Annotated in this window: 13 protein-coding genes; 11 read left to right on the forward strand and 2 right to left on the reverse strand. The window is 44.8% G+C overall.

Annotation, left to right across the window (positions count from 1 at the left end; all coding sequences use genetic code 11):
- Position 1 precedes the first annotated feature (1 nt).
- The 5 genes from B3139_RS18130 to B3139_RS18150 all read left to right on the forward strand — a co-directional run bounded on the left by B3139_RS18130 (position 2) and on the right by B3139_RS18150 (position 9,357).
- On the forward strand, positions 2-2,983 hold the full coding sequence (locus B3139_RS18130; protein WP_293884948.1) for a SusC/RagA family TonB-linked outer membrane protein: 2,982 nt from the start codon (positions 2-4) through the stop codon (positions 2,981-2,983).
- Between the two features lie 32 nt (positions 2,984-3,015).
- A complete protein-coding gene (locus tag B3139_RS18135) occupies positions 3,016-4,581 on the forward strand; it encodes a RagB/SusD family nutrient uptake outer membrane protein (protein ID WP_293884949.1) in 1,566 nt (521 codons plus the stop codon).
- Positions 4,582-4,688: 107 nt separating this feature from the next.
- The gene (locus B3139_RS18140; protein WP_209575047.1) at positions 4,689-5,741 is read left to right on the forward strand and encodes a DUF5111 domain-containing protein; all 1,053 of its coding nucleotides are present in this window, start codon (positions 4,689-4,691) and stop codon (positions 5,739-5,741) included.
- Positions 5,742-5,777: 36 nt separating this feature from the next.
- The gene (locus B3139_RS18145) at positions 5,778-6,809 is read left to right on the forward strand and encodes a glycoside hydrolase family 53 protein (RefSeq protein WP_293884950.1); all 1,032 of its coding nucleotides are present in this window, start codon (positions 5,778-5,780) and stop codon (positions 6,807-6,809) included.
- A 64-nt stretch (positions 6,810-6,873) separates the two neighbouring features.
- Positions 6,874-9,357 (forward strand): glycoside hydrolase family 2 TIM barrel-domain containing protein, encoded by a 2,484-nt coding sequence (locus B3139_RS18150; RefSeq protein ID WP_293884951.1) that lies wholly within the window; start codon positions 6,874-6,876, stop codon positions 9,355-9,357.
- A 169-nt stretch (positions 9,358-9,526) separates the two neighbouring features.
- Here the strand turns inward: B3139_RS18150 and B3139_RS18155 are convergent, their stop codons facing one another.
- On the reverse strand, positions 9,527-9,994 hold the full coding sequence (locus B3139_RS18155; protein ID WP_209575031.1) for a PA2169 family four-helix-bundle protein: 468 nt from the start codon (positions 9,992-9,994) through the stop codon (positions 9,527-9,529).
- 208 nt (positions 9,995-10,202) lie between these two features.
- Here B3139_RS18155 and B3139_RS18160 point away from each other — a divergent pair, with 208 nt between their 5' ends.
- The 5 genes from B3139_RS18160 to B3139_RS18180 all read left to right on the forward strand — a co-directional run bounded on the left by B3139_RS18160 (position 10,203) and on the right by B3139_RS18180 (position 17,653).
- Positions 10,203-11,918, forward strand: a complete 1,716-nt coding sequence (locus tag B3139_RS18160; RefSeq protein ID WP_293884952.1) for an FAD/NAD(P)-binding protein — start codon at positions 10,203-10,205, stop codon at positions 11,916-11,918.
- A gap of 138 nt (positions 11,919-12,056) precedes the next feature.
- Positions 12,057-15,677 carry a response regulator gene (locus B3139_RS18165; protein ID WP_293884953.1) on the forward strand — a complete coding sequence of 1,207 codons (3,621 nt, stop codon included), beginning with the start codon at positions 12,057-12,059 and terminating at the stop codon, positions 15,675-15,677.
- A 37-nt stretch (positions 15,678-15,714) separates the two neighbouring features.
- The gene (locus B3139_RS18170) at positions 15,715-16,089 is read left to right on the forward strand and encodes a response regulator (RefSeq protein WP_293884954.1); all 375 of its coding nucleotides are present in this window, start codon (positions 15,715-15,717) and stop codon (positions 16,087-16,089) included.
- Positions 16,086-16,913 (forward strand): CheR family methyltransferase, encoded by an 828-nt coding sequence (locus B3139_RS18175; RefSeq protein ID WP_293884955.1) that lies wholly within the window; start codon positions 16,086-16,088, stop codon positions 16,911-16,913. The genes B3139_RS18170 and B3139_RS18175 overlap by 4 nt, the downstream gene beginning before the upstream one ends.
- Before the next feature lie 83 nt (positions 16,914-16,996).
- Positions 16,997-17,653, forward strand: a complete 657-nt coding sequence (locus tag B3139_RS18180) for a response regulator transcription factor (RefSeq protein ID WP_209575022.1) — start codon at positions 16,997-16,999, stop codon at positions 17,651-17,653.
- A gap of 145 nt (positions 17,654-17,798) precedes the next feature.
- Here the strand turns inward: B3139_RS18180 and B3139_RS18185 are convergent, their stop codons facing one another.
- A complete protein-coding gene (locus B3139_RS18185; protein WP_293884956.1) occupies positions 17,799-20,528 on the reverse strand; it encodes a DUF5695 domain-containing protein in 2,730 nt (909 codons plus the stop codon).
- Between the two features lie 248 nt (positions 20,529-20,776).
- Between B3139_RS18185 and B3139_RS18190 the strand changes: the two genes are divergently transcribed.
- Positions 20,777-24,184: a family 43 glycosylhydrolase gene (locus B3139_RS18190; RefSeq protein ID WP_293884957.1), complete on the forward strand. Its 3,408-nt coding sequence runs from the start codon at positions 20,777-20,779 to the stop codon at positions 24,182-24,184.
- Positions 24,185-24,243: the final 59 nt, after the last annotated feature.

Here is a 24,243-nt window from a genome sequence, read left to right on the forward strand (position 1 = left end):
AATGAAAGGTTTTGCATTTAAAACAAGTTTATTAGGCTTGTCATTGCTATCCTGCCTTGGGGAAACGCAGCTCTATGCGGCAACAAAAGGGGAGAGTAAATGGATCAGGTTGATGCAACAACAGGATGTCCGGGGGGTAGTCCGCAATGAACAGGGGCAACCGATGGCCGGTGTTACGGTGTTGGTGACTGGAACCACCGTGGGGACTTCTACGGCCAACGATGGTACTTATCGTATTTCATTGCCGAAGGGCAAATCGCAACTATCATTCTCGATAGTGGGGTATACCAGTCAAACCTTATCGGTATCGGGAACATCTTTAGATATTAAGATGGTATCGGCGGGAAATGTTTTGGAAGAGCTGGTTATCGTAGGTTATGGCAGTAGTACAAAAAAGGATCTAACGGGTGCCGTCAACACGGTAGGTAGCAAAGATTTTAATACGGGATTGGTCGGTTCTCCCGAACAGCTGATCAATGGGAAAACGGCTGGCGTACAGGTGATGTCCAACAGTGGTTCGCCTTCCTCGGGAAGTACCATACGTATTCGTGGTGGGGCTTCTTTGAGTGCCAGCAACGATCCACTGATCGTGTTGGATGGGGTACCTTTGGAAACTGGTGGCATCAGCGGCAACAGTGGCAATTTTCTCAGTCTGATCAATCCCAATGATATTGAAAGCATGACCGTGCTCAAAGATGCATCCTCCACAGCGATTTATGGATCTCGTGCATCAAATGGGGTATTGTTGATTACGACTAAGAAAGGAAAAGGGGATACATTACGGCTTTCTTTTTCCTCCATTGTGTCCATGCAGCAGGCGATGGGTGTGGCTGATATGATGTCGCGCGATGAATTTGCTAACCTGATCAATAGCAAGGGAACTTCTGCGCAAAAAGCGCTATTGGGTAATGCCTCGACAGATTGGCTTTCTGAGGTTTTTCAGGATGCCATAGGAACGGACAATAATTTAAGTTTGCAGGGAAAGATCGGTAAGACGTTGCCTTTTCGAGCTTCTGCTGGCTATTACAATCAGCAGGGAACCTTGCGCACCGACAAGACGGAGCGTATGACGGGGGCGTTTGTGCTAAATCCGACATTTTTTAACAAACACCTCGCGGTAAACCTGAATGTTAAAGGAGCCCGAAATAACAACAGTTTTGCCAATACCGAAGCGATATGGTCTGCTGTGGCGTTCAATCCCACGCAGCCCGTTTACTCTGGGGTAGCTGCTTATGGGGGTTATTATGAGAGTCTCGACAATGCCGGTCTCCCAGCAACAGGTGCAAATCTCAATCCACTGGGCCTGCTTCGTCAGGAGAAGCACCTTAGTACAGTCAATCGAGCTGTAGGTAATCTTGATCTTGATTATAAGTTTCATATGCTACCCGAATTAAAAGCTCACGTAACGCTCGGATATGACTATGCGAAAGGGAATGGGTCAAATCTAATTCCTGCAAGTGCAGCCAATAATTTTACGATTGGAGGCGCTTTTGACCGTTATGAACAGACTCTTAAAAATAAACTATTCACAGGTTATCTAAATTATAACAAGTTTTTTGCAAACTTAAAAAGCACGGTTGACATTACTGCTGGCCACGATTATCAATATTGGAGTGCAGGGCGCCCACCGATCGTGTACTATAATGAAGCAGGCGATATACGTTCTACCGCTATCGCATCAGACGAGCGCCATACGCTGATCTCTTGGTATGGTCGGATCAACTACAATTACGACAGTCGTTATTTACTGACAGCAACGGTCCGGAAGGACGGTACATCACGATTCAGTCCAGAAAATCGCTGGGGAACATTTCCTTCTGTCGCCTTGGCATGGCGTCTTTCACAGGAATCTTTCATGAAAGGCATCTCGTTTTTGGACGATTTGAAGCTCCGTGCAAGTTATGGTATAACAGGACAGCAGGAAGGTATCGGCAATTATGAGTATTTGCCGGTTTATAATTTGGGAACCGCTTATGCCCAATATCGGTTTGGCGATCAGTATCATCTGGTGTATCGGCCATCGGTCTACAACAGGGATTTACGCTGGGAGACAACCAAAGCATTTAACTATGGTCTGGATTTTGGACTATGGAAGAATAGGGTATCTGGTGCAATTGAATATTATACAAGAAAAACACATGATCTACTGGCCAATGTGCCGGTGGCGGCAGGAACAAACTTTGACCAGAACGCAACCATTAACGTCGGAAATGTTGAAAGTAGTGGTTTCGAATTTCAATTGAATACCGTCCCTATTCAAAAAGATAACCTGCGTTGGGAAGTTAATATCAATGCAACCAATCAACACACAAAAGTAACCAATATAGCCTTGGTACAGGATGCGAATGCGGTTGGAACGTACGTCGGTCCTAATGTCAGTGGCCGTGGCATACAGATCCTGACAACAGGATATCAACCTTACATGTTTTATGTGTACAAGCAATTGTACAACGAGGCAGGAAAACCGTTGGAAGGCGTGTACGCTGATCTGAATGGTGATGGTGCGATCAATGAAAAAGACCTGTATCGCTATCAATCCCCGGCCGCAAAATGGCTGTTCGGTTTCAATACTCAGCTAACGTACAAAAAATGGACAGCAGCTACTACGTTACGCGCAAATTTGGGGAACTACGTCTTCAATAATACAAAAATGAACCTCAGTGCGTGGGAAACCGTTCAATATGTGGATCCGTCGATCAATAACCTTCATCGGGATTACTTGCATACGGGATTTCAAACTAGACAGTATTATTCAGATTACTACGTTGAAAATGCTTCCTTCCTTCGAATGGAAAATCTTTCCGTGAATTACAATTTTGGCAAAGTGGGCAAGATTTCCAATTTACGCGTGGGTGCAGTAGCACAGAATGTTTTTATTGTGAGCCAATATAGTGGTATGGACCCCGAGGTTCCGAGTGGGTTTGACAGTTCGTTCTACCCGCGCTCCAGAACGTTCTCCTTAAGTCTCAATATGGATTTTTAATGGCTACCTCAAAAAAGAAAACTTATATAACGATGAAAAATATAAAAAGATTTTGTTTTGGATTGTTTAGTATAATCTTGTTGCTACACGCCTGCACCAAGGACTTAAACCAATATCCAACTGTGGAAACTACATCGGAGTCGGTCTATACTTCGGTAGAGGGGTACCGTTCGGTCCTTGCTAAACTGTATGCCTCATTTGCGGTTGCAGGCAATGGCCGTGGTGATGCCGATCCGGACATGGCGGGTAGCACAGCCTCTTGGGGCTACCTTCGGGTGTATTTTAATTTGCAGGAAGTACCTACAGATGAGGTAATCTATACCTGGGCGGGTGGTGATAACATGACCGATATTCAGTATATGACCTGGGGAGCGTCCGATACATGGGTCAATGCCATGTATTACCGGATTTATTATACGGTCGCTATCTGCAATGAATTTCTACGAAACGCCACTACAGAAAAACTGGCAACATTTAGTTCGAACGAGCAGACGCAGATTCTGACATTTGCGGCTGAAGCTCGTTTTCTGCGTGCACTAGCCTATAGTCATGCGATGGACTTGTACGGAAACGTCCCGTTTGTGACTGAGAACGATCCTGTAGCTGCATTTTTTCCACCACGGATGACGAGGGGTGATCTTTTCAAATTTATTGAAAAGGAACTTCTGGAGGTCGCAGCAATCTTGCCAGAAGCGCGTCAAAATGAATATGGGCGAGTGAGCCGTGCTGCCGCATGGTCGTTATTGGCCAAGAATTATCTGAATGCTCAGGTGTATACGGGTACAGCACGGAACGCAGACTGTCTGAACTATGCAAAAAAAGTGATTGATGCCGGATATACTTTAAATGCGAATTATAAGCAGGTATTTAATGCCGATAACGATAAGCGCACCAACGAAATTATCTTCCCGATAGAAGCCGATGTGGCACACACGACGACCTGGGGTGCGACAACTTATCTGGTGAATGGCCCTATTGTGGGGAGCATGAAATCGTCAGACTATGGTGTACTTTCTGGCTGGAATAGTTTTCGTACACTTCGCGAATTTGTCGGCATTTTTCAAGCGGAAGATAAGAGAGGTGATTTTTGGAAAAATGGGCAGTCTTTGGACGTAGAAGATCCAGCCGCATCAAGCCAGGGTTATGGATTGGTGAAGTTTACAAATTTGAAAGATGATGGCACCTATACCACAGACGAAGGTTTGGTAAGCACGGATTTTCCGATGATCCGCCTGGCCGATGTGTATCTCATGTATGCCGAGGCCGTACTGCGCGGTGGCGGCGGTAGTGTACAGGAAGCCCTTACTCTGGTCAACGCGATCAGACAAAGGGGATATGGAAGTTCCGCTGGCACAATCGAGCAGGCACAGCTCACGCTGGATTTTATCCTTGCGGAGCGCGGACGTGAACTGTTTTGGGAATGTACGCGCCGCACAGACCTCATTCGATTTGGGAAATTTACCGGAAGCGCTTACCTCTGGCAATGGAAAGGAGGGGATATGAATGGTCGTTCTGTGGATGCAAAGTTCAATCTGTATCCGATTCCAACAACAGATATGAGCGCTAATCCAAATTTAATTCAAAATGCAGGCTATTAGCCTAGTATGGTATTGATAAATCGATGGGATAGTTTTGCGACCATGCAGTGGAGCTGAAGCGCATAAACGGGTATTTCCATAGGGGTTTTTAAAGATAATGATGACTTATGAAACAATTAACACTTTATATTTTGGTATTGCTTTTCGCTGCCTGCAAAAAGGAGGGCGGGACACCAGCTGTCGGGGGAATAAAACCTGCAGTGCTGCATAGTAGTACATCGGAATTGGTTTTAAAATCTACAGATCGCAAAGCTGTGGCACTGCAGCTTGTTTGGGACGAGGCGATCTTGACCAGCGAAGAACCGATGGCGCAGTCGGCCTTAAAAAATAAGATAGAAATAGCGGCAGATCCCGCCTTTACTGTCATCGCCAAAAGCGTGGAGCAGGTGGCGAGTTCCATCAGTTATACGCATGAACAATTGAATAATCTCGTCACGGGTATGGGATTTGTACCCGATCAAAAGAAAACATGCTATGTCCGTATTGCTTCTCGATTGGGTGCTAATACAGAATGGCTCTATAGTAACGTGATCGCCTTGACTATCACGTCTTACCAACCGGTTGATGAGGCGGCATACCTTTATCTTTCGAACAAAGAGATGACACAATTCCCATGGAAACTGTGTTCACGAAAAGAAGATGGTTTCTACGATGGTTTTGTTCGTCTCGACCAATGGTACAACTTTTATTTAGCCAATGCAGAAAGTGCCAGTGCATCACTGATCTATGGTTCTTATCCATTGGATGGTAGCCAATATATTTTATATAGCGGGGCAGATCGCTGGAACTGCTGGACAAGCAAAGGCGGATATCTGTACCTGACCGCCGATGTTAATAAGTTGGCCTGGAAAGAAACTGCGGTGGAATCCATGACGGTTACGGGCGATTTTAACGGTTGGAGTGCAACGGCCACGCCGATGACCTATGACCAAACGGCGAAAGTTTGGAAGGCAACAATCACGACAACAGCAGCTGAACAGTGGGGCATAAAAGTGTTGATCAATGGCAGTTGGACCTGGTTTTTTGGAGCTGCGGAAGGGGATGGCAACTGCGCACTATATACAGCAGATGGCAGTGGATTTGCTTATGACAAGGTGGGCACACATACCTTGATCCTCGATCTGAGCGATCCAAAACAGTTTAAGTATCATGTGGAGTAAACATCAATAAGATAACTCCTTAAATAATTGAATCGAATGAAAAAATTAACAATAGGAAAGGTATTTGCCGCAGCGATAGGCTTTTGTTTGGTGCTATCTAGCTGCAGCAAAAAAGATAGCTTCGAGCCCGCTGCAACCGCATCGCATTTGGCAAAAGGGGCTGATGTCAGCTGGATTACGGAAATGGAGGCTTCGGGTGTACAATTTTTCAATGCTGGAGGAAATGCAGTAGATGGACTGAAATTATTGCGTGGATTGGGAATGGATGCTGTACGCCTACGCGTTTGGGTAGATCCCGAACGTGGTTGGTGCAATAAGAACGACGTGTTGGTTAAAGCACGCCGCGCACAACATTTGGGAATGCGCATCATGGTGGATTTTCATTATAGTGATACCTGGGCAGATCCTGGACAGCAGACAAAGCCGGCAGCATGGAAGAGTTTGGCATTTGATGACTTAAAGAAAGCTGTGAGTGACCATACAAATGAGGTGCTACAATTACTGAAAGAGAACGATATTACACCGGAATGGGTGCAGGTAGGGAATGAAACCGGGAATGGCATGCTGTGGAATGAGGGCAAGGCCTCGGAGAGCATGGCTAATTATGCCATATTGAATAACGCAGGCTATGATGCGGTAAAAGCGATTTTTCCGGCAGCAAAAGTGATTATCCATCTTCACAATGGATTTGATAATAATTTGTTCCGTTGGATGTTCGATGGTCTGAAGAAAAACGGTGGAAAATGGGATGTAATCGGCATGTCACTTTACCCGACCCCCGAAAATTGGAAGGAACGGAATACAGCCTGCGTCAGTAACATTAAAGATATGATTGCGCGATACAATTCAGAGGTGATGATCTGCGAAGTGGGCATGAGCTGGGATGCCGCGGATACTGCAGAAATATGGCTCAAAGATCTTTTTAGCTCGGTTAATACCGTGCCGGATCACAAGGTGTTGGGAATATTTTATTGGGAACCTTTGGCTTATGGCGGTTGGAATGGCTACACGTTAGGCGCATTTGATAACAATGGACGTCCCACAAAGGCCTTGAACGCTTTTAAATAGACTATATTTACAGCGCTGAATGATGCTAATGAAATTCAACTTTAGACCCTAAACCCATAATTTGATGATGAGATTATTGCATATCGCTTTCGTATTATTCTTTTTGTTTTTGGTCGTGCCGATAGCATTGCATGGACAGTCGGTACGTCAGTCTTTCTTATTGGAGAAAAACTGGCGCTTTTTTCAGGGTGAAGTTGCCCAGGGCGAACGGACGACCTTGGAAGACAAGAATTGGAAAAATGTGACTGTACCGCACGATTGGGCTATTGCCGGACCTTTTGACCGTGCACACGACTTACAAGATGTTGCTGTGACACAAAATGGAGAGAAAAAAGCAACTGTAAAAACCGGCCGAACCGGAGGCCTACCTTATGTTGGGGTAGGCTGGTATCGTACCAAGTTGGATGTGCCTCAGTTTGACCCGAGCAGCAAACGCGTGGTGCTTAAATTTGATGGTGCAATGAGTGAAGCCCGGGTCTATGTCAATGGGAAGGAAGCTTGCTTCTGGCCGTATGGTTATAATGCATTTCACTTTGATGTGACCGAACTGCTGCATCGGGATGGCAGGAACAATACAATTGCCGTTCGACTGGAAAATAAAGCCCAATCTTCGCGTTGGTATCCCGGTGCAGGACTCTATCGGAATGTGCATGTAATCGTTACCGAGAAGATTCACATGCCTGTTTGGGGCGCCCATATCACAACGCCATTTGTCTCAGACAGCCTAGCTTCAGTAAAGTTGGAGACCACTTTGGAGCATGCTGATGGTAAATCGGTGCGCATGGTAACTGCAATTTTGAATGCAGAAGGCCGTGTCGTGGCGCAAAAAGAAAATGAGCAAAAAATAAATTATGGTAAGGCCTTTGTACAAAATTTTGAAGTTCCAAAACCTGCTCTATGGAGCCCCGAACAGCCTAATTTATACCGAGCTTCTACGCAAGTTTATGTCGATGGTAAGCTAATGGATAGTTTTGAGACTCGTTTTGGTATTCGTGAGGTGCGTATCATTGCCGATCGGGGATTTATGTTAAATGGAAAGATTCGAAAGTTTCAAGGTGTATGCAATCATCATGACCTCGGTCCATTGGGTGCGGCAATAAATGTGTCGGCTTTACGCTATCAATTACAGTTGCTCAAAGATATGGGTTGTGATGCAGTGCGCACCGCTCATAACATGCCCGCTCCGGAGCTGGTTTCGCTATGCGATGAATTGGGATTGATGATGATGATCGAGCCTTTTGACGAATGGGACATTGCCAAATGTAAAAATGGATACCATCGTTTTTTTGCGGATTGGGCAGAGCGGGATATGGTCAATATGATTCATCATTTTAGAAATAACCCCTCCGTGGTGATGTGGAGTATCGGGAATGAGGTGCCGACACAATGCAGTGCCGACGGATATAAAGTGGCTTCATTTTTACAGGCTATCTGCCATCGGGAAGACCCCTCTCGACCGGTGACCTGTGGTATGGACCAGGTTAGTTGTGTGCTGGAAAATGGTTTTGCCAGTTTACTGGACGTTCCGGGACTCAACTATCGTACGCACCGTTATGAGGAGGCCTATTCAAAATTGCCACAAAATATAGTATTGGGTTCTGAAACGGCATCCACAGTAAGCTCCAGAGGAGTATATAAATTTCCTGTGGTCAAAAAGGGCGACATGCTATATCCAGATCATCAGTCATCGTCTTACGATATGGAATATTGTTCATGGTCCAATCTACCGGATGAGGATTTTGCCTTGGCAGAAGACCATCATTGGACGATGGGTCAATTCGTATGGACTGGATTTGATTACCTCGGTGAGCCGTCTCCATACGATACCGATGCATGGCCCAACCACAGTTCCATGTTTGGCATTATTGACCTGGCAAGTATTCCCAAGGACCGTTATTACCTCTACAGAAGTTTGTGGAATAAAAATGAACATACCTTGCACATTCTTCCACATTGGACATGGCCAGATCGGGTGGGCCAGCAGACACCTGTGTTCGTTTATACGGACTATCCAAGTGCAGAACTTTTTATCAACGGCAAGAGTCAGGGGAAACGAAGTAAAAATAAGCATTCTTTACAGGAGCGTTATCGCCTGATGTGGATGGAAACACGATATGAACCCGGAGAAATCAAGGTTGTTGCTTATGATGAATCGGGAGAGCCGGTAGCTGAAAAGAGCGTACGAACAGCGGGAAGGCCGTTCCGGATTAAAATGGAAACGGTGCATGATTCCATTGCTGCTGATGGACGTTCGTTGGCTTACATCCGTGTCAAAGCAGTAGATAAACAAGGGAATCTCTGCCCGCATGCCAATGGATTAGTGCGATTTGAAGTCGGGGGAGCTGGTGCGTTTAAAGCTTTGGCTAATGGGGATCCAACGAACTTGGAGTCTTTTGAAAAACCACAGATGCACCTGTTCAATGGGCAGCTTACGCTGATTGTTCAGGCAGGCGAAAAATCGGGAAGTATCCGGATAAAGGCAAAGAGTACAGGACTGAAAGAGGATTTATTTATTGTGCAGACCACCGTTGTACGCGCAAATGATTGATTGTTAAGTCTTCTGAATATTTAACCATCTTCCTGGTTTTCAGTGGCGATTGTCACGACGGATATTGAACAAAAATACCGAAGTTTAAATCCCTTCGGTATTTTTGTGTAAAAAGACTTTTATTTTGTCAGCATACCACAAATATTAAAAGATTAAATTTATTAAAAGATTAAATTGTTTTGCTGTCGCGCAACATTTTAATAATATTGTGTGCTTCAAGCTGTTTGCTAAGTTGGGTATTGATCAAACTATGCACATTTTGCGAGAGTTCATCAGATCCATCTGCCAACGCTGTTTGGTACGTCGATTTAAACGCGTCTTCGCCCTGTTCGCAGGTTTCCAGTAAACTTCTTTCATCGTCGCCTGTGATATTTACTTTGATTCCCATCCAGGCGCGGAATAGTTTGCCGCTCAGCATGGTGCTATCCGTTGCCTCTTTGCCCTCAAGCTCAACATAAGGAGTTAACTCGGCAATAAATTCTTCCGATTGTCCGATATATTTTTGAAAGGTGGGAATCAGCTTATCTAGTCCGTGACTTGTTGCCAGATCAATTGCTTTTTTATAACCTTCAATACGGTCATTGTTGATTTTAATGATGTCATTGATGATCTCTGGATTGTTGATGTTGTTTTCCATAATATTATTATTTGTTACCATTTTTGTTTATTCGGAAAACAGCACCCACACACCCTTCGTTTGCAGAATCGCAGATTCAGGTATTTAAATCGTAACCCGTATTTATCGCACTTTTTATTGCAGCGTAATAAATGCAATTTAAAACTTTATGTAATTTATTGTTGTTCTTATCAACGAAAACTGCCATTCAGGCAGCGCAATGAAAACTATGCAACAACACATCCATGTAGCCATCATCGGGGGCGGACCCAGTGGCCTGTTTATGTACAAAAGATTGATTGAAAAGAATATGGGGGAGCTCAAAATATCTATTTTTGAGTCGAGAAAACAATTAGGTGCAGGGATGCCTTACAGCTATGAAGGTGCTACACCGGAGCACTTGACCAACGTCTCGGATCATGAAATCCCGGCACTGGTGACCACCATTGAAGAGTATGTCAAATCGCTGTCGGCAACTACACTTCGTACCTATGGAATTGATGTGGACGATTTTAATCGTTATAAAGTAGTGCCGCGGTTGCTGTTCGGCCGCTATTTATCGGAACAGTTTACGCTATTAAAGCGTATGGCAGATGCCAAAGGTATTGAAACCCAGGTGTACCTAGCTAGCCAGGTAAGCGATATCATCGACCTAGAAAGCCAAGCGCAGGTAAAAATAATGGTTGGAAGCACGGACACGTATATCGTTGATAAGGCCATTATTTGCACTGGACACAAATGGCCAACTAAACATGAGGGTAATGTCGAACACTACTTTGAATCGCCTTATCCACCATCTAAACTCGCCTTAAAGACTGATCATGCCGTTGGGATACGTGGAGCTTCGCTTACCGCGATAGATGCCGTACGTACACTGGCTCGGCACAATGGCTCTTTTGACGTGCTCGATACAGGGGAGATAAAATATCAAATTGATCCGGGAAGCGAAAATTTTAAAATAGTGATGCATACACGCAGTGGGCTTCTCCCTGCGATCCGCTTTCATCAGGAAGACCCGTTCTTAGCCAACAATCTCTTGATTTCAGAAGAGGAACTTATGCTTAATAGGCTCGAAAATGAAGGATTTGTATCGCTTGATTTTTTATTTGAGCGAAATTTTAAAGCCCAGTTTAAGGAGAAAGATCCCGCCTTCTACGACATGGTAGAAAAGCTCAGTCTCGAAGACTTTGTGGAAGCGGTACTTGCCTTGCGGGAGCAGAAAGATGCCTTCGAAGGTTTTCGTCAGGAACACGCACAAGCGCTAAAGTCCATCAAAAGGCACGAATCAATTTATTGGAAGGAAGTGCTTTCTGCGCTGAGCTTTACATTGAATTATCCAGCAAAATACATGTCTGCAGAAGATATGCTTCGTTTAAAGAAGGTGTTAATGCCCCTGATTTCTATTGTGATTGCTTTCGTACCGCAGGGCTCTAGCCGCGAGTTGCTCGCATTGCACGATGCCGGTCGTCTCGAGGTGGTAAACGTTGGTACCGAAAGCCGTGTTGAACCTGCAAAGGACTGTGGAGCCAATTACTTTTATACAAATGAGCAAGGTATAGAAAGTAAAACATATTATAAGACATTTGTCGATTGCGTAGGTCAGCAGCCGTTGAATTTTGAAGATTTCCCTTTTAAGAGTTTGATCGACAACGGTAATATTAGTCCCGCTTATTTGAGGTTCCGCTCTGTTGAGCATACCAAGGAACAGTTATTGGCGGGTAATGATCATATGTTTGTGGCACCGGATGGGGCTATCTTTTTGCGGGTGCCGGGGATAAAGATAGACGACAGCTTTCAGCTTGTTGATCACAGCGGGCGCTCCAACCAACGTATTTTTATGATGGCTGTACCTTATATCGGCGGTTATAATCCTGACTATTCAGGGCTTGATTTTTGTGCAGCGACTTCGGAAATTATTGCCCAAAGGATTGCTGAAGGGGGATAAATACGTAAATTTTTGTTAAAATACGGTATCATCCTCCGTGCTTGCTTAGGCGATATTCATTTTAGGCCCCCTATTGCTATATTTGGCGGCCATCTAGACCATCAGTTGGCATAGTCTTAACTCAATGGATGAAAAAGCATGCCTAAAACTATTTTAAAAAACCTGCAGATAGGTTTTGGAATATCGCTACTGTTGCTCTTAGCAAGTTCAACGGCTTCTTATGTCAGTATTCGTAAGCAGATTCATAATAGTGAGATGGTGGACCATAGCCGTCGGGTGATGAGCCGTGTTAATAAAATTCTACAGGATCTGCAGAATGCCGAGACGGGTCAGCGAGGTTATTTACTGACTGGGCTGGATAAGTTTTTAAATCCTTATCAAACTGGTCTTGAGTCGCTGCCTCAATCGCTAAGCCGTGCGCACGATTTGACAGCTGATAACCCCGATCAACAGCGGGTAATCGATACCCTGTCCACGCTGGTAAGGTCTAGACTGACCAAACTTGAAAATCTGGTTACTATCAAAAGGCGGGGCGGAATGGTGACGGTCTCCCAACTCGAAGAGGGGAAAGCCTATATGGATAGCTGTCGAATTTTAATCAGCCAGATTATAGATAAAGAAGAATCTTTGTTGAACAAGCGTTCGAATGAACTTGGACGATCTTCTGGCTACACATCGATTTTCGTTTTGCTGGCCGCAGTAGTTTCTTTGCTGATCACTGTCTTTTTTTACTTCCGTTTGCGGGATGATTTCTTTAAGCGAGAACAGTTACAACATGATCTGAAACGTAAAGATGAGGAGATCCAGCGGAGACTCAGCATTACCCAGCGCATTGCCCGTGAAATCGCAGCGGGAAATTATGATATGCAGATACAGGATGCTGAACAGGACGACTTGGGAAGCTTGACGGGATCGCTCAATGAAATGGCTAGGTCACTGAAAATTTCTTTTGATGAACTCAATAACAATAATTGGCATCAAGCTGGATTAACGCAGCTGAGCAATCTTTTAATGGGCAATAAACTCCAAGAAGAGCTCACGGCCGTCACGTTACGACATCTAACGACGTATGGCAGTTGTGTTAATGGGGCCATTTATCTCATGGAGCAGGATCAGTTGATGTTAAGAGGATCTTATGGCCTTGAAGATCCGGAGCATAAACGCTTTGCTGCAGGGGATGGCATGGTAGGGCAGGTATTTAAAGATGGCCAGGAGAAATTATTTGAAAACCTCGAAGATGCACATTATGTCATCAGCTTTGCTACTGGAAAAGTACAGGTAAACAACCTTTTTATCCTTCCTATTTTTGATGGAAGTGAATGTATCGGTGTAATGGAACTTGGTTCATTGCAGCCCTTTTCTTCGATACAGCTGGCGTTTTTTAGAGATGCTGTTCAAAAAGTGGGTGCTACACTCGCTGCATCGCAAGCTCGATTGGTTGTACAGAATTTATTGGAAGAGACGCAGGCGCAGACTGAAGAGCTGCAGGCACAACATACTGAGCTGGAATCACTGAATTCTAGTCTAGAAATGCATACCTATAAATTGCAGGCTTCTGAGGAAGAACTTCGTGTTCAGCAGGAAGAGTTGGTGCAGTCTAACCGTGAGCTGGAAGAGCGTTCCAGGCTGTTGGAAGATAAAAATTTGGAAATAGCTGAACGTAACCAAGAAATTCAGAAGAAAGCGGCAGAGCTGGCACAGAGTACACGCTATAAATCTGAATTTTTAGCTAATATGTCGCATGAACTGCGTACTCCGCTTAATTCAATTTTGCTGCTTTCTCGTCTGATGGCCGAAAATACGGACGGTAACCTCAATGACGAACAGATGGAATCGGCAGCCGTGATCCAGAGTTCGGGAAAGAGTCTGCTGACCCTGATAGACGAGATTTTGGATCTTTCTAAAATAGAATCCGGCAAAATGGATTTGGATGTACAGCCCGTATTTTTTGCGGACGTAATGCATGGTCTGTCGGCGATGTTCGGACCAATTGCTGCCGACAAGAAACTTGGATTAGAAATGAGCGTAGCGGAGCAATTGCCCGCTCAGATCGAAACAGATAAACAGCGGCTAGAACAGATTTTACGTAATCTACTCTCTAATGCTATTAAATTTACGGCATCGGGCAAGGTAACGCTACATATCGATCGGGAGCAGTCGCCCCGAAACGGGATTGTATTTGAAGTGCGCGATACCGGAATTGGAATACCAAAGGATAAGCAGCATCTAATATTTGAGGCTTTTCAACAAGCTGATGGCTCTACGCGCCGTAAATTTGGTGGTACAGGGCTGGGGCTTTCCATAAGCCGGGAATTGGCCCGCTTACTTGGCGGTGAAATCTTATTGAATAGTGAAGAAGGAGAAGGTAGTGTCTTTCAACTGATTATTCCCGAGCGCATTTCGGGCGAAAGTACATCCCTATTCGGCGCTGCGCAGACGTTGTTAGCAACCGACGGCGTGGAAATTTTACCTGTGGAGACTACATCTTTGGAACAAATTCCAACGGTACCAGCTTTACCTGCAGAAAAGACGTTGCAAATACCTATCCCAGCCGATATTCCGGACGATCGCGATAGTATCGTTCCTGGCGACCGCTTTATTTTGATCGTCGAGGATGATATCGAGTTTGCAAAGATTCTACTCAAATATACGCGCCAGCAAAACTATAAGGGGATTGTGGTGGTGCGTGGCGACATTGCTGCGGAAGTGGTAGCGCAATATATGCCGCTCGCGGTATTGCTGGATATTCAGCTGCCACTTAAAGATGGATGGCAAGTAATGGCTGAGATCAAGGAAAATCCCAAAACACGACATATTCCGGTGCATATCATGTCTTCTCTGCAGGTTAAAAGAGAGAGTCTGCTGCAGGGTGCTATCGATTTTATCAATAAACCTATGGCGTTGGAACAAATGGGTGATATGTTTCGCAGCATAGAGGATGCACTCACCAGACATCCTAAAAAGGTACTTATCGTCGAAGAAAACCCTAAGCATGCAGCAGCGCTATCTCTTTTTCTCGGGAGTTTTGACATTGTCTCTGAAATCAAAAGCAACGTGGAAGACAGCATTGCGGCGCTAAGCTCTGATACTGCAGACTGCGTGATACTCGATATGGGCGTTCCGGACCGGGTCGGTTACGAGACATTGGAGGCTGTAAAACGCAACCAGGGTCTAGAAAAATTACCGATTATTGTGTTTACCGGTAAGAATCTATCGCAGGTGGAGGAAATGAAATTAAAACGTTATGCGGATACAATCGTCGTTAAAACCGCTAATTCCTATCAGCGCATATTGGATGAAGTAGGCTTATTTTTACATCTTGTAGAAGAACACAAAGGTACTTCGGCGAAAGCTCCCGCTAGGCTCGGCTTTTTGGAAGATGTGTTGAAGGGCAAGAAGGTGCTTGTAGCGGATGACGACATCCGTAACATTTTCTCGCTCACCAAAGCGCTTGAGAAATATCAGATGACGGTTGTACCAGCAACGGATGGAAAGGATGCACTGAAGCAGCTAGAAGAAAATGAAGATGTGGCTGTGATTCTGATGGATATGATGATGCCCGAAATGGATGGGTACGAAACAATTGCGTCGATTCGAAGTAATCTCCGTTATAAGGATATGCCGATCATTGCTGTTACTGCCAAATCAATGATGGGGGATCGAGAAAAATGTATCGCTGCAGGGGCGTCAGATTATATATCCAAACCGGTGGATATCGATCAACTCTTGTCCCTGCTACGGGTATGGATGTATGAATAGTTGTTGTAGTAAAATAAAAGGCAATAGATAAAAGAGCATGGACAAGAACAAAACCGTATTAATCATCGATGATGATCAAAACAATATATTTGCGTTGAAATTGGCCCTAAAATCAAGAGGCTTTCAAGCCTTGGGTTGCCTGTCTGCGGAAGAGGGGCTTGCTCAGCTGCGGGATCGTGCTGGTGTCGGTCTGGTGCTGATGGATATGATGATGCCCGAGATAGACGGATATGAAGCTACCCAGCTGATCCGTAAAACTTGGGATTCGCAAGAAATGCCCGTCATCGCAGTCACGGCGCAGGCGATGACCGGCGACCGCGAAAAGTGTCTGGCAGCGGGAGCCAACGGCTATATTTCAAAACCGATCGACATCGAACTTCTGGTGCGGTTAATGGGGGAAATTGCAAAATGATCAATGGCAAAAAAATTGTTAGCCAAGAACAGGTGATGATATTGATGGAAGATGTGGAGCGTCGCTATGGCTACGATTTTACCCATTATACAATAGCGTCCTTATCGCGGCGGATCAATCAGCTTTGCCTACTGGATAATTTTGCAAGTTTTGCCGAATTGCGGTACCGTGTGTTACATGAACCCGAGTACATGCAACGATTTGTCGAAAAGATGACGGTCAACGTTACAGAAATGTTTCGCGATCCAAGCTTTTTTTTTCGTCTGCGCGATGAAATCCTACCCCAATTAGGCACTTCGCCCTTTATCCGTATTTGGATAGCGGGCTGTGCGACAGGGGAGGAAGCCTATTCATTGGCCATTTTGTTGCAGGAAGCCAAATTACTGCACAAATCACTGATTTATGCCACAGATATTAATCCTTCTGTTCTAGAGCAGGCTAAGCGGGCTGTTATACCCATGGCAAATCTAAAATCTTATGTAGAAAATTACCAGCTTTCGGGCGGAAAAGCGGACTTTTCCAGTTATTATACAGCCAATTATAAGTGGGTGAAGCTAACATCCAGCTTGCAGGAAAGGATTGTCTTTGCTTCACACAATCTGGTAAGTGATGCATCTTTCAATGCCTTTCAGCTGATTCTGTGTCGCAATGTACTCATCTATTTTGATACGCAACTGCAGGCTAAAGTCTTATCTTTATTTGATGAGAGTTTGGAAACCCTCGGATACCTAGCGTTGGGCAGTCAGGAAACGCTACGCTTCTCGGTACTGGCACCAGATTATCAGCAAGTGGGTAACGAAAAAATATGGCGTAAGGTTAAATAAAATGGGTTCATATTTCATTGAACTATTTTTAAAAAATTAACTTATTAAAAAAAATAAAGTATCTTAGTGGGATTGGAGGAAAAATGACTAAAATTCTTTTAGTTGATGACCATCGGCTTGTAAGAAACGGGATACGATTGATCATTGATACCCACGACAAGCTTTCTGTGGTAGCGGAAGTAGATAGTGCAGAGGATGCATTAATGTACCTTGAAAACAATATCTTGCCGGATTTAGTTTTAACTGACCTGAATATGCAGGGTATGGATGGAATAACTTTCATCCGAATGGCCAAGAAGATCTATCCAGACGTCAGATTTGCGCTTTTGTCGATGGTGGAAGAACCGAATGAAGTGGCAGAAGCTTTTCGTAGCGGTGCAGATGGTTATCTGTCGAAGGGTGGCGATTATGATGAAATCTTATTTGGATTATTACGTTTGTCCCAAGGGCATAAATATCTGATGACCAATTTCGGTCTACGGTTTATGGAAAATTTTGACGTGGAGAGTAGTACCAGTGTCGATGTGGCTTCACGTCTTTCGCAATATGAAATCACGGAGCGGGAGTTTGCTGTACTTGAACTCATTGCTCAAGGCTTTACTGCTGTGGAAATTGCAGATAAGATCTTTTTGAGCAAACGGACTGTTGAAGGGCACCGTCAAAATCTCATGGATAAGACCAAAAGTAAAAATACAGCCGACCTGATCCGTTTTGCATTTCAGCAAAAGTTACTGAGTTAGGGGAGGTTTTTTTGGGGATGAAAAGGATGGCCTATGGCTTTATGGATAAGCCTTCTGGATGGGTCTCAATTGAAAGCAAAAGGTGGCTTCCATGAGTTGGAAGCCACCTTTATTATTGTCTTATGCGTGCTCGAGTGTAGCACTTTTATTTCAACTTTTTCAATTTTATCATTTTCGTTGACGCAGGTATTGTATAACGGTTAAATGAATCCTTACTGAAACCTTCTACTACGTAGTTGCTTTCGGGATTAACATTAAGCAAAATATTCGTAATCGGTTGCTGACTAGCGCTATTGAAGACCAGCGTGATGCTGCGGTCTTTTTGATCGTAGTGCAGTTCGGCAATCTCGCCGGCATCTGTTGTGAGCCAAAGATTCTCCTTGGCAAGGAACACGCGGCCTTTGGATGCTGTCGTTAGTGCAACTTTGACCAGCTGTTTTTCGGTTTTTAGATTACCGCTGAATGCCAGCCACCCAAATTCAGGGTGCTCCACTATATAGGTTCCCGAATTGACTGCATAGCCATAAAAACCGGTTCCGTAATCTCCGGAGATCCCGTCATTGGCCAAGGTGGATGGGTAGGAGTGGAATGCTCCGGGACCGAAGCCGTCAGCTGTGACATTGGCCAGCGCTCCCATCATGCCTGCATGTCCGATACGTAGCAAGTAGAAATCATCGGGATGGTCCCGATAAGCTGTCAGAACAGGTATGGAATTAAGCGCTGAACCGTAGTGATGTAGCTGACGCTCGATTCGTGAAAGCTTCCCACCATAAACAAAATCCCAGTAACGCCGCGCACTGCCGTTGTAACCCCAGTGTGGAACGGTAGGCATATAGGCGATAATGGCATTCAACGTCACCTGTGCTTTCTCATCAAAGCCAAAAAAGCGCGACCAAAGAAATACTTCTTCTTGACCCGTGGAATCCCAAGGCATTTCACTTCCGAACGGATAATTAAGAGTTTTCCAATGCTCTGCCCGCTTGCGCATAGCAGCTTCAAGGTTATTGGCCATCGTCGTCAATCCTTCTCGGCGAAGATCTTGTAAGACGATAAGGAAGATACTGCCTTCCATTTGGCCGAACTGGGCGTAGTAAGGTGCCTTTTCTACCATGGCGATACTCGTTTGGTAAGCCCGTTCGAGGTAAGTTTGCCAGCTTTCTTCATTCACTAAATTCGTATAGTTGCGGGCGAGTCTGTACATCACCCAGTGCGCTGCTGCCACATGAGGATAATTGTAGGAACGACCAATATCGTCGGCTTCTTTTTTCGGCCAGGCAGACCAGGTCTTCCAGTTTATGTCTGTACGATAAGTGCCAGCTGGCATGGAGTCGGGTTCATAATAAAATAGGCTTTTAACAACCCCATATTTTTTGTCTCCTTCTTTGTGCTGGATATGGCCATATAAGGTCTCATTGACAAATCGTTTCAATTTGGCTATTTCCTGTTGATCGGGCTGCAATACTTGTTTCATCAGTGCGGCAAGCCAGCTTGCCGCTCCAGCTTCGTCACTGAGACCAGCAAACCAGGCACTTCTATTTTGGGTGATGGGTTGCTGTTCCTCATAGTCGTATGATATGACAGCCGGGGAGCGGCCGAAGGGATCTTTGTCATTCTCATACCATTGTTTTGTGGTAAGGAAATGGCCGAGATCCTGAACCACTTCTTTTTCGGACTTGATTACTTTGTATTGGACTGTCTGCGTAATACCGTCCCGATAGTTGATTGTTAGTCTTGCACGTCCCCAACGGTTGCCTTTCACTTCATATTCGGTCCATTGCTGCGGTGTGTTTCCTTTTTTTGTCAAGGTTAATGCTCCTTCGGGATAAACACTGATACTTTTAATAGCTTTGTTGTGCTTGATAAAAAGTTTGGCCGGATTGTTCATCGGAACAAGATAGCCAGGTACGCCAATAGCTACAGGCCTGTTGTTCTTCACTAATTCCGACTCTATTTCCCGGATACTTGGGGCAAGGACAAATTTCAAGGCAAAGGTCTTTGATTCATGTGGTTTCAAGAACGTAGAAGTCGGTGTATTCCATTGTTCTACACCTTTCCATTCAGTCTCGGCATGAGCCTTACTGTGGATCAGCCATTCATGAAACCCCTCAAAAGTAATACTTCGGGGAGTAGGGTCTGTATTAAGCGGATTGTAGGCTTCAAATCCTGCATTTTTATAGGGCAATACCAGCAAACTTGGACCGTTGCCGTGCAGGCGGTTGACTTGCAGATATCCGGCATCTTTACCGATGTAGGGATCGAAAAAGACATTCTGGGCATGTGCCTGATCGAGATTCTTCCAGTCCATATTATTATTGAATGGGAGAGGGATACCCATTGATCCAATCTCGATCGCATAATCGTTGGGGTTTGTGAGTTCAAAACTCAAGATCAGATCACCATGGTCATCTTGCCAGTGACGGATCACTTTCAAAGGGATATGGTTAAGCGTGGGAGTAATATCTGCACTAGCGAGGTTGTTTTTCGCAGGAGGTATTGCGATGACATGCTTACGTTCTGCAGCTGATGAATAGGCCGTCCATGAGCTGTCTCCCTGACGACGCAAACGGATATTGATATCGCCGATATGAAAAAACTGATTGCGATCCCTTTTGTTTAGAAGTTCAACTGGCGTATAGTCAAAACCCTTTTCGCCGCTATTGGGTCGAAAGGAAGATAGTGTCTGCGATGCGTTGAGTATAGCCACATTGAGTTTTTTGAGGGTGAAGCTTTTTGCACCCTCTTCCAAGCCCAAAGTGGCTTGCTGTGCTTTTACTGCTTTCCATACCGGATGTTCATCCTGCTGGCTATACACGCTATTTGACAACTGTGTGCAGAAGAGCGCAAATAGGATCCAATAGCTTTTTTTTAGATTCATTTTAGACATTTTAGTAACCATTTTAAGACAGCGAAGGTCATTGCTCTTACAAAGATGGATGATTGTACCCTGTATTTATGGGTGAATTTTAACCTTAAATAGCCCATTCTTAACCGATTTGACTTCAAAATTTGGAATACCGCTGCTGATTTATAAATTTAATGTAAAATTGACATTTATCGTAGGTTTTATTCGTGATAAAATCGATTGGTTGAGCTGTCAATTTTTGAACCAATAAACTTTGCGTTATGAGGATGAATTCTTTCTATTTTACGGTGCTGGCTATAATGTACTGGTCGTTGGGCAACAAGACGTTCGCGCAGTCGTTACAACCTTGGCAGCAACCGAATGTGTTGAATCCGCTACTGCCTGGATATTTCGCTGATCCGACGATTAAGAAAATTGCTGATACCTATTATATTTTTGCGACGACTGATGGGAATGGCTGGGGTGCGGGCCCGTCACAAGTATGGACATCGCAGGATTTAAGAAACTGGAAGATTCAACCGATGAACTGGCCCAATACACATTGGTACTGGGCGCCGGATATGACACAGGGATACGATGGCCGTTATTACCTCTATTATAGTCAGCCTGTTGAAATTTTTGGGGCGGTGGGCGACAGCCCAACGGGACCCTGGAAACCTTTAGTGCCTGACGGCAAATCGATGATCCCAAATTATATGATTCCGGGCGTGATTACCCTAGACGGGCAAACCTTTCGAGATGACGATGGCCGTATCTATATGTATTGGGGAACCTGGGGTATCTATCCCGATCATGGATGCGCTGTAGGGATACTCAATAACGATATGAAAACTTTCGAAAAGACAGCGTTGATCCCCAATACCGTGGCGAAGGACTTTTTTGAGGCTCCTTACATGTTTAAACGTAAGGGCATCTATTATCTGATGTACTCTTCCGGGCATTGTGAAGATGATAGCTACCGCGTACAATACGTTAAAAGTAAAGCAGGCCCTATGGGACCTTTTGAATATCCCTCTACCAATCCCATTTTGATCACCAATGAGGATGGTAGCATTCATGGCCCAGGACATCATAGTGTGCTGGAGCTAGACAACCGTTATTTTATTGTTTATCACAGACACAATAATCCGCATTCGGGAGGTGGTTTCCACCGTCAGGTGGCGATGGACGAAATTTTCTTTACGCCAGAGGGTGATATCGTTCCGGTGCGGCCTACACACACTGGCGTGCAGGATGTACTACCTTCTCAGGCAGAGCCGGTCGATTTGGCTTTTGGGAAAGCAGTGAGGGCATCCTCTTTCTACACTATGGATTTTAGACCCTCTTTCGTGGTAGATAATAATAATGGAACATTATGGAGGGCCAAGAACAACGAAGGACCGGCCTGGGTAGAAGTAGACTTGGGTAAGGTGGTGGATATACAGACAATAGCCATTCAATTTGAGTACCCGACTTATGCCTATCAGTACCGATTGGAGACTTCTGTCGACGGAATAAGCTGGACAAGTTATGTGGATCGTTCGGATAACAGCCGTTGGGCAAGTCCTATCGTTGAACATGGTAAAGCTTTGGGGCGATATGTTAGACTGCATATACTGAATACGCAATTGAATGGCCTTCCTCGTGGTCTGTGGAATATGAAGGTTTATACACAGCAGCTCGCTCAGGAGACATTGTGGTCGCCACCACAACACATGCCTGCTAAAGAAGTAACGCGAGGTGATCTGATCCATATTGATGCAGCGGATTACGAGGAGGGGCAACATGTGAAAAGTATTAAAAATAAGGGTTTGATAGGGGGATTGTTTAGTTCTGAACAGGCATTGGCCGTTAAAAATTATCAGGGAAAGCGAGCCTTTTTCTTTAATGGAACCACCGCGCTGCGATCGAGTTTTGCCGTACCGCAGTCGCTGGAAGGGAACAGCTCGTTTAGCCTTGCGCTGTGGGTAAATAATCCTACGGTCGAAAGATTTGAACAGCTGCTCGCCTGGTCGTCGGGATCGCAGGACCTCAGTAAGGCGCTATTTGGTTATGGCAGCGATCCAAAACAGGGTGCCATCATTCATGGATCGTGGCCTGATATGGGGTATTCGTCTGTTCCAGAGGCAAATGCCTGGCATCACATTGTATTCTCATTCGATGGCTATCAAGAGTCTATTTATGTGGATGGAAAGCTGCAGCGTACGGAAAACAGAATGCTATTCGTTAATCCGGGAAGGTCTTTTGTTCTTGGGGCTTCAGACATACTCAATCAAAACTTTTCGGGTTATGTAGCGGGTTTGAAACTGTATAATACCGCCTTGGATGAGCAAGCAGTAGTCAAGTTGGCAAATGTTGACCCGAAATGGCAATTTTTTGCGCTGCAAAGTGATGATTTGAACTTGGGTAAGCTCACTACCTTACGAAACCAGGGAACAGCAGCAGACACGTTGGTAACGCTCCAGAATGCGGAAGCCGTTGTGAAGGGGAACAGACTGTCAATAAAAGGAAACACCGTTGAAAGTAAGGCTTTGACAGCGATATTGCAGGAAAAAAACTATGCTTTGGACTTCGACTGGTACGATGGTACTGCGTGGCAACATGCTGTGATTACAGCTGATAATGGGAAGAAGAAATTCTATCATAATGGTAAATTTGAACAGCTGGGTCATTCAGACAAACTGCTGCGGATCATGAACAACGGTATCCAATTGACTTATCCCTTTCATTTCTTTCGTGCTTATCCACATCGCTTAACATCGGATGTAGTAAATAAAAGGTTCAGTCAGTGGAAGGAAGGGTTGGCTAATGGTTTGGAAGGGTATGTTCCAAAGGTACTTTCGCCACCGCACTTTATCAATGGCAATCAGGTCTTTGTGCAGGTGGAAAAACAGCAAGGACTTTGGTATCTGTTTCGGGGAGAAGGTGAACTATCGGGCTGGAAACAAGAGCCCTACCATCTTTTTAAATCGTCCAAAATTGAGAACGCCATCGAAGTGTTTGCCAAAGATGTCTTTGGACATGTGAGCAAGCCCACCCGACTGTCTGTTCGGGAGCTAAAGCCTAACTTGCTCCAGTTCTCACAACTACAGGGGGATACAGCCAAAAGTAAAAAGATCCCTTTTTGGGATGGATATGAAGCTATTGGTTGGAATGATAGTACACAGACTGAGGTTTCTTGGCAGAACAGCAGCTGGAGAATACAGTCCAGAGATACCAAGTGGGGCGACAAATTACATCCCGGCCCTTTTCTTTATAAAGAGGTGGAAGGTGATTTTACTGTGGAAGTCAAGGTCAGCGATGTAGCGGGATTGGCTCGTGGGATACGCACATCAAACGAAGCCGGTATTATGATTCAACCGGCGGACAGAAAGGATGTTTACATCAATCATTGTATTTTAACGGGATGGAACCTCGGCAATCTTTCGCGAAGCATTGGACCGCAAATTTTTCAGGAAGACAATACGGGCACGGGAATCAATTTTTCGCCTTATCTTCAGGTTCAAAAGGTGGGTGATTATTTCTTTTTACGTTCCTCAAAAGATGGTCTGGATTGGAAGGATCTACCGGGCACACCATTTGTACGAAATGATCTGAATGGTAAAAAGCTGCGCGTTGGACTGTATCAAATTGCAGGTAACAATGCGTTGGGCTATGTCGTATTTGATGCATTCAGGATATGGAAATAAACCTATTTTTCATTTTTTTATGCGCATAATATGGTTTTTATGCGCATAATGACCTTAGT

This window comes from Sphingobacterium sp. UBA1498 (assembly GCF_002325125.1).
Taxonomy (GTDB): domain Bacteria; phylum Bacteroidota; class Bacteroidia; order Sphingobacteriales; family Sphingobacteriaceae; genus Sphingobacterium.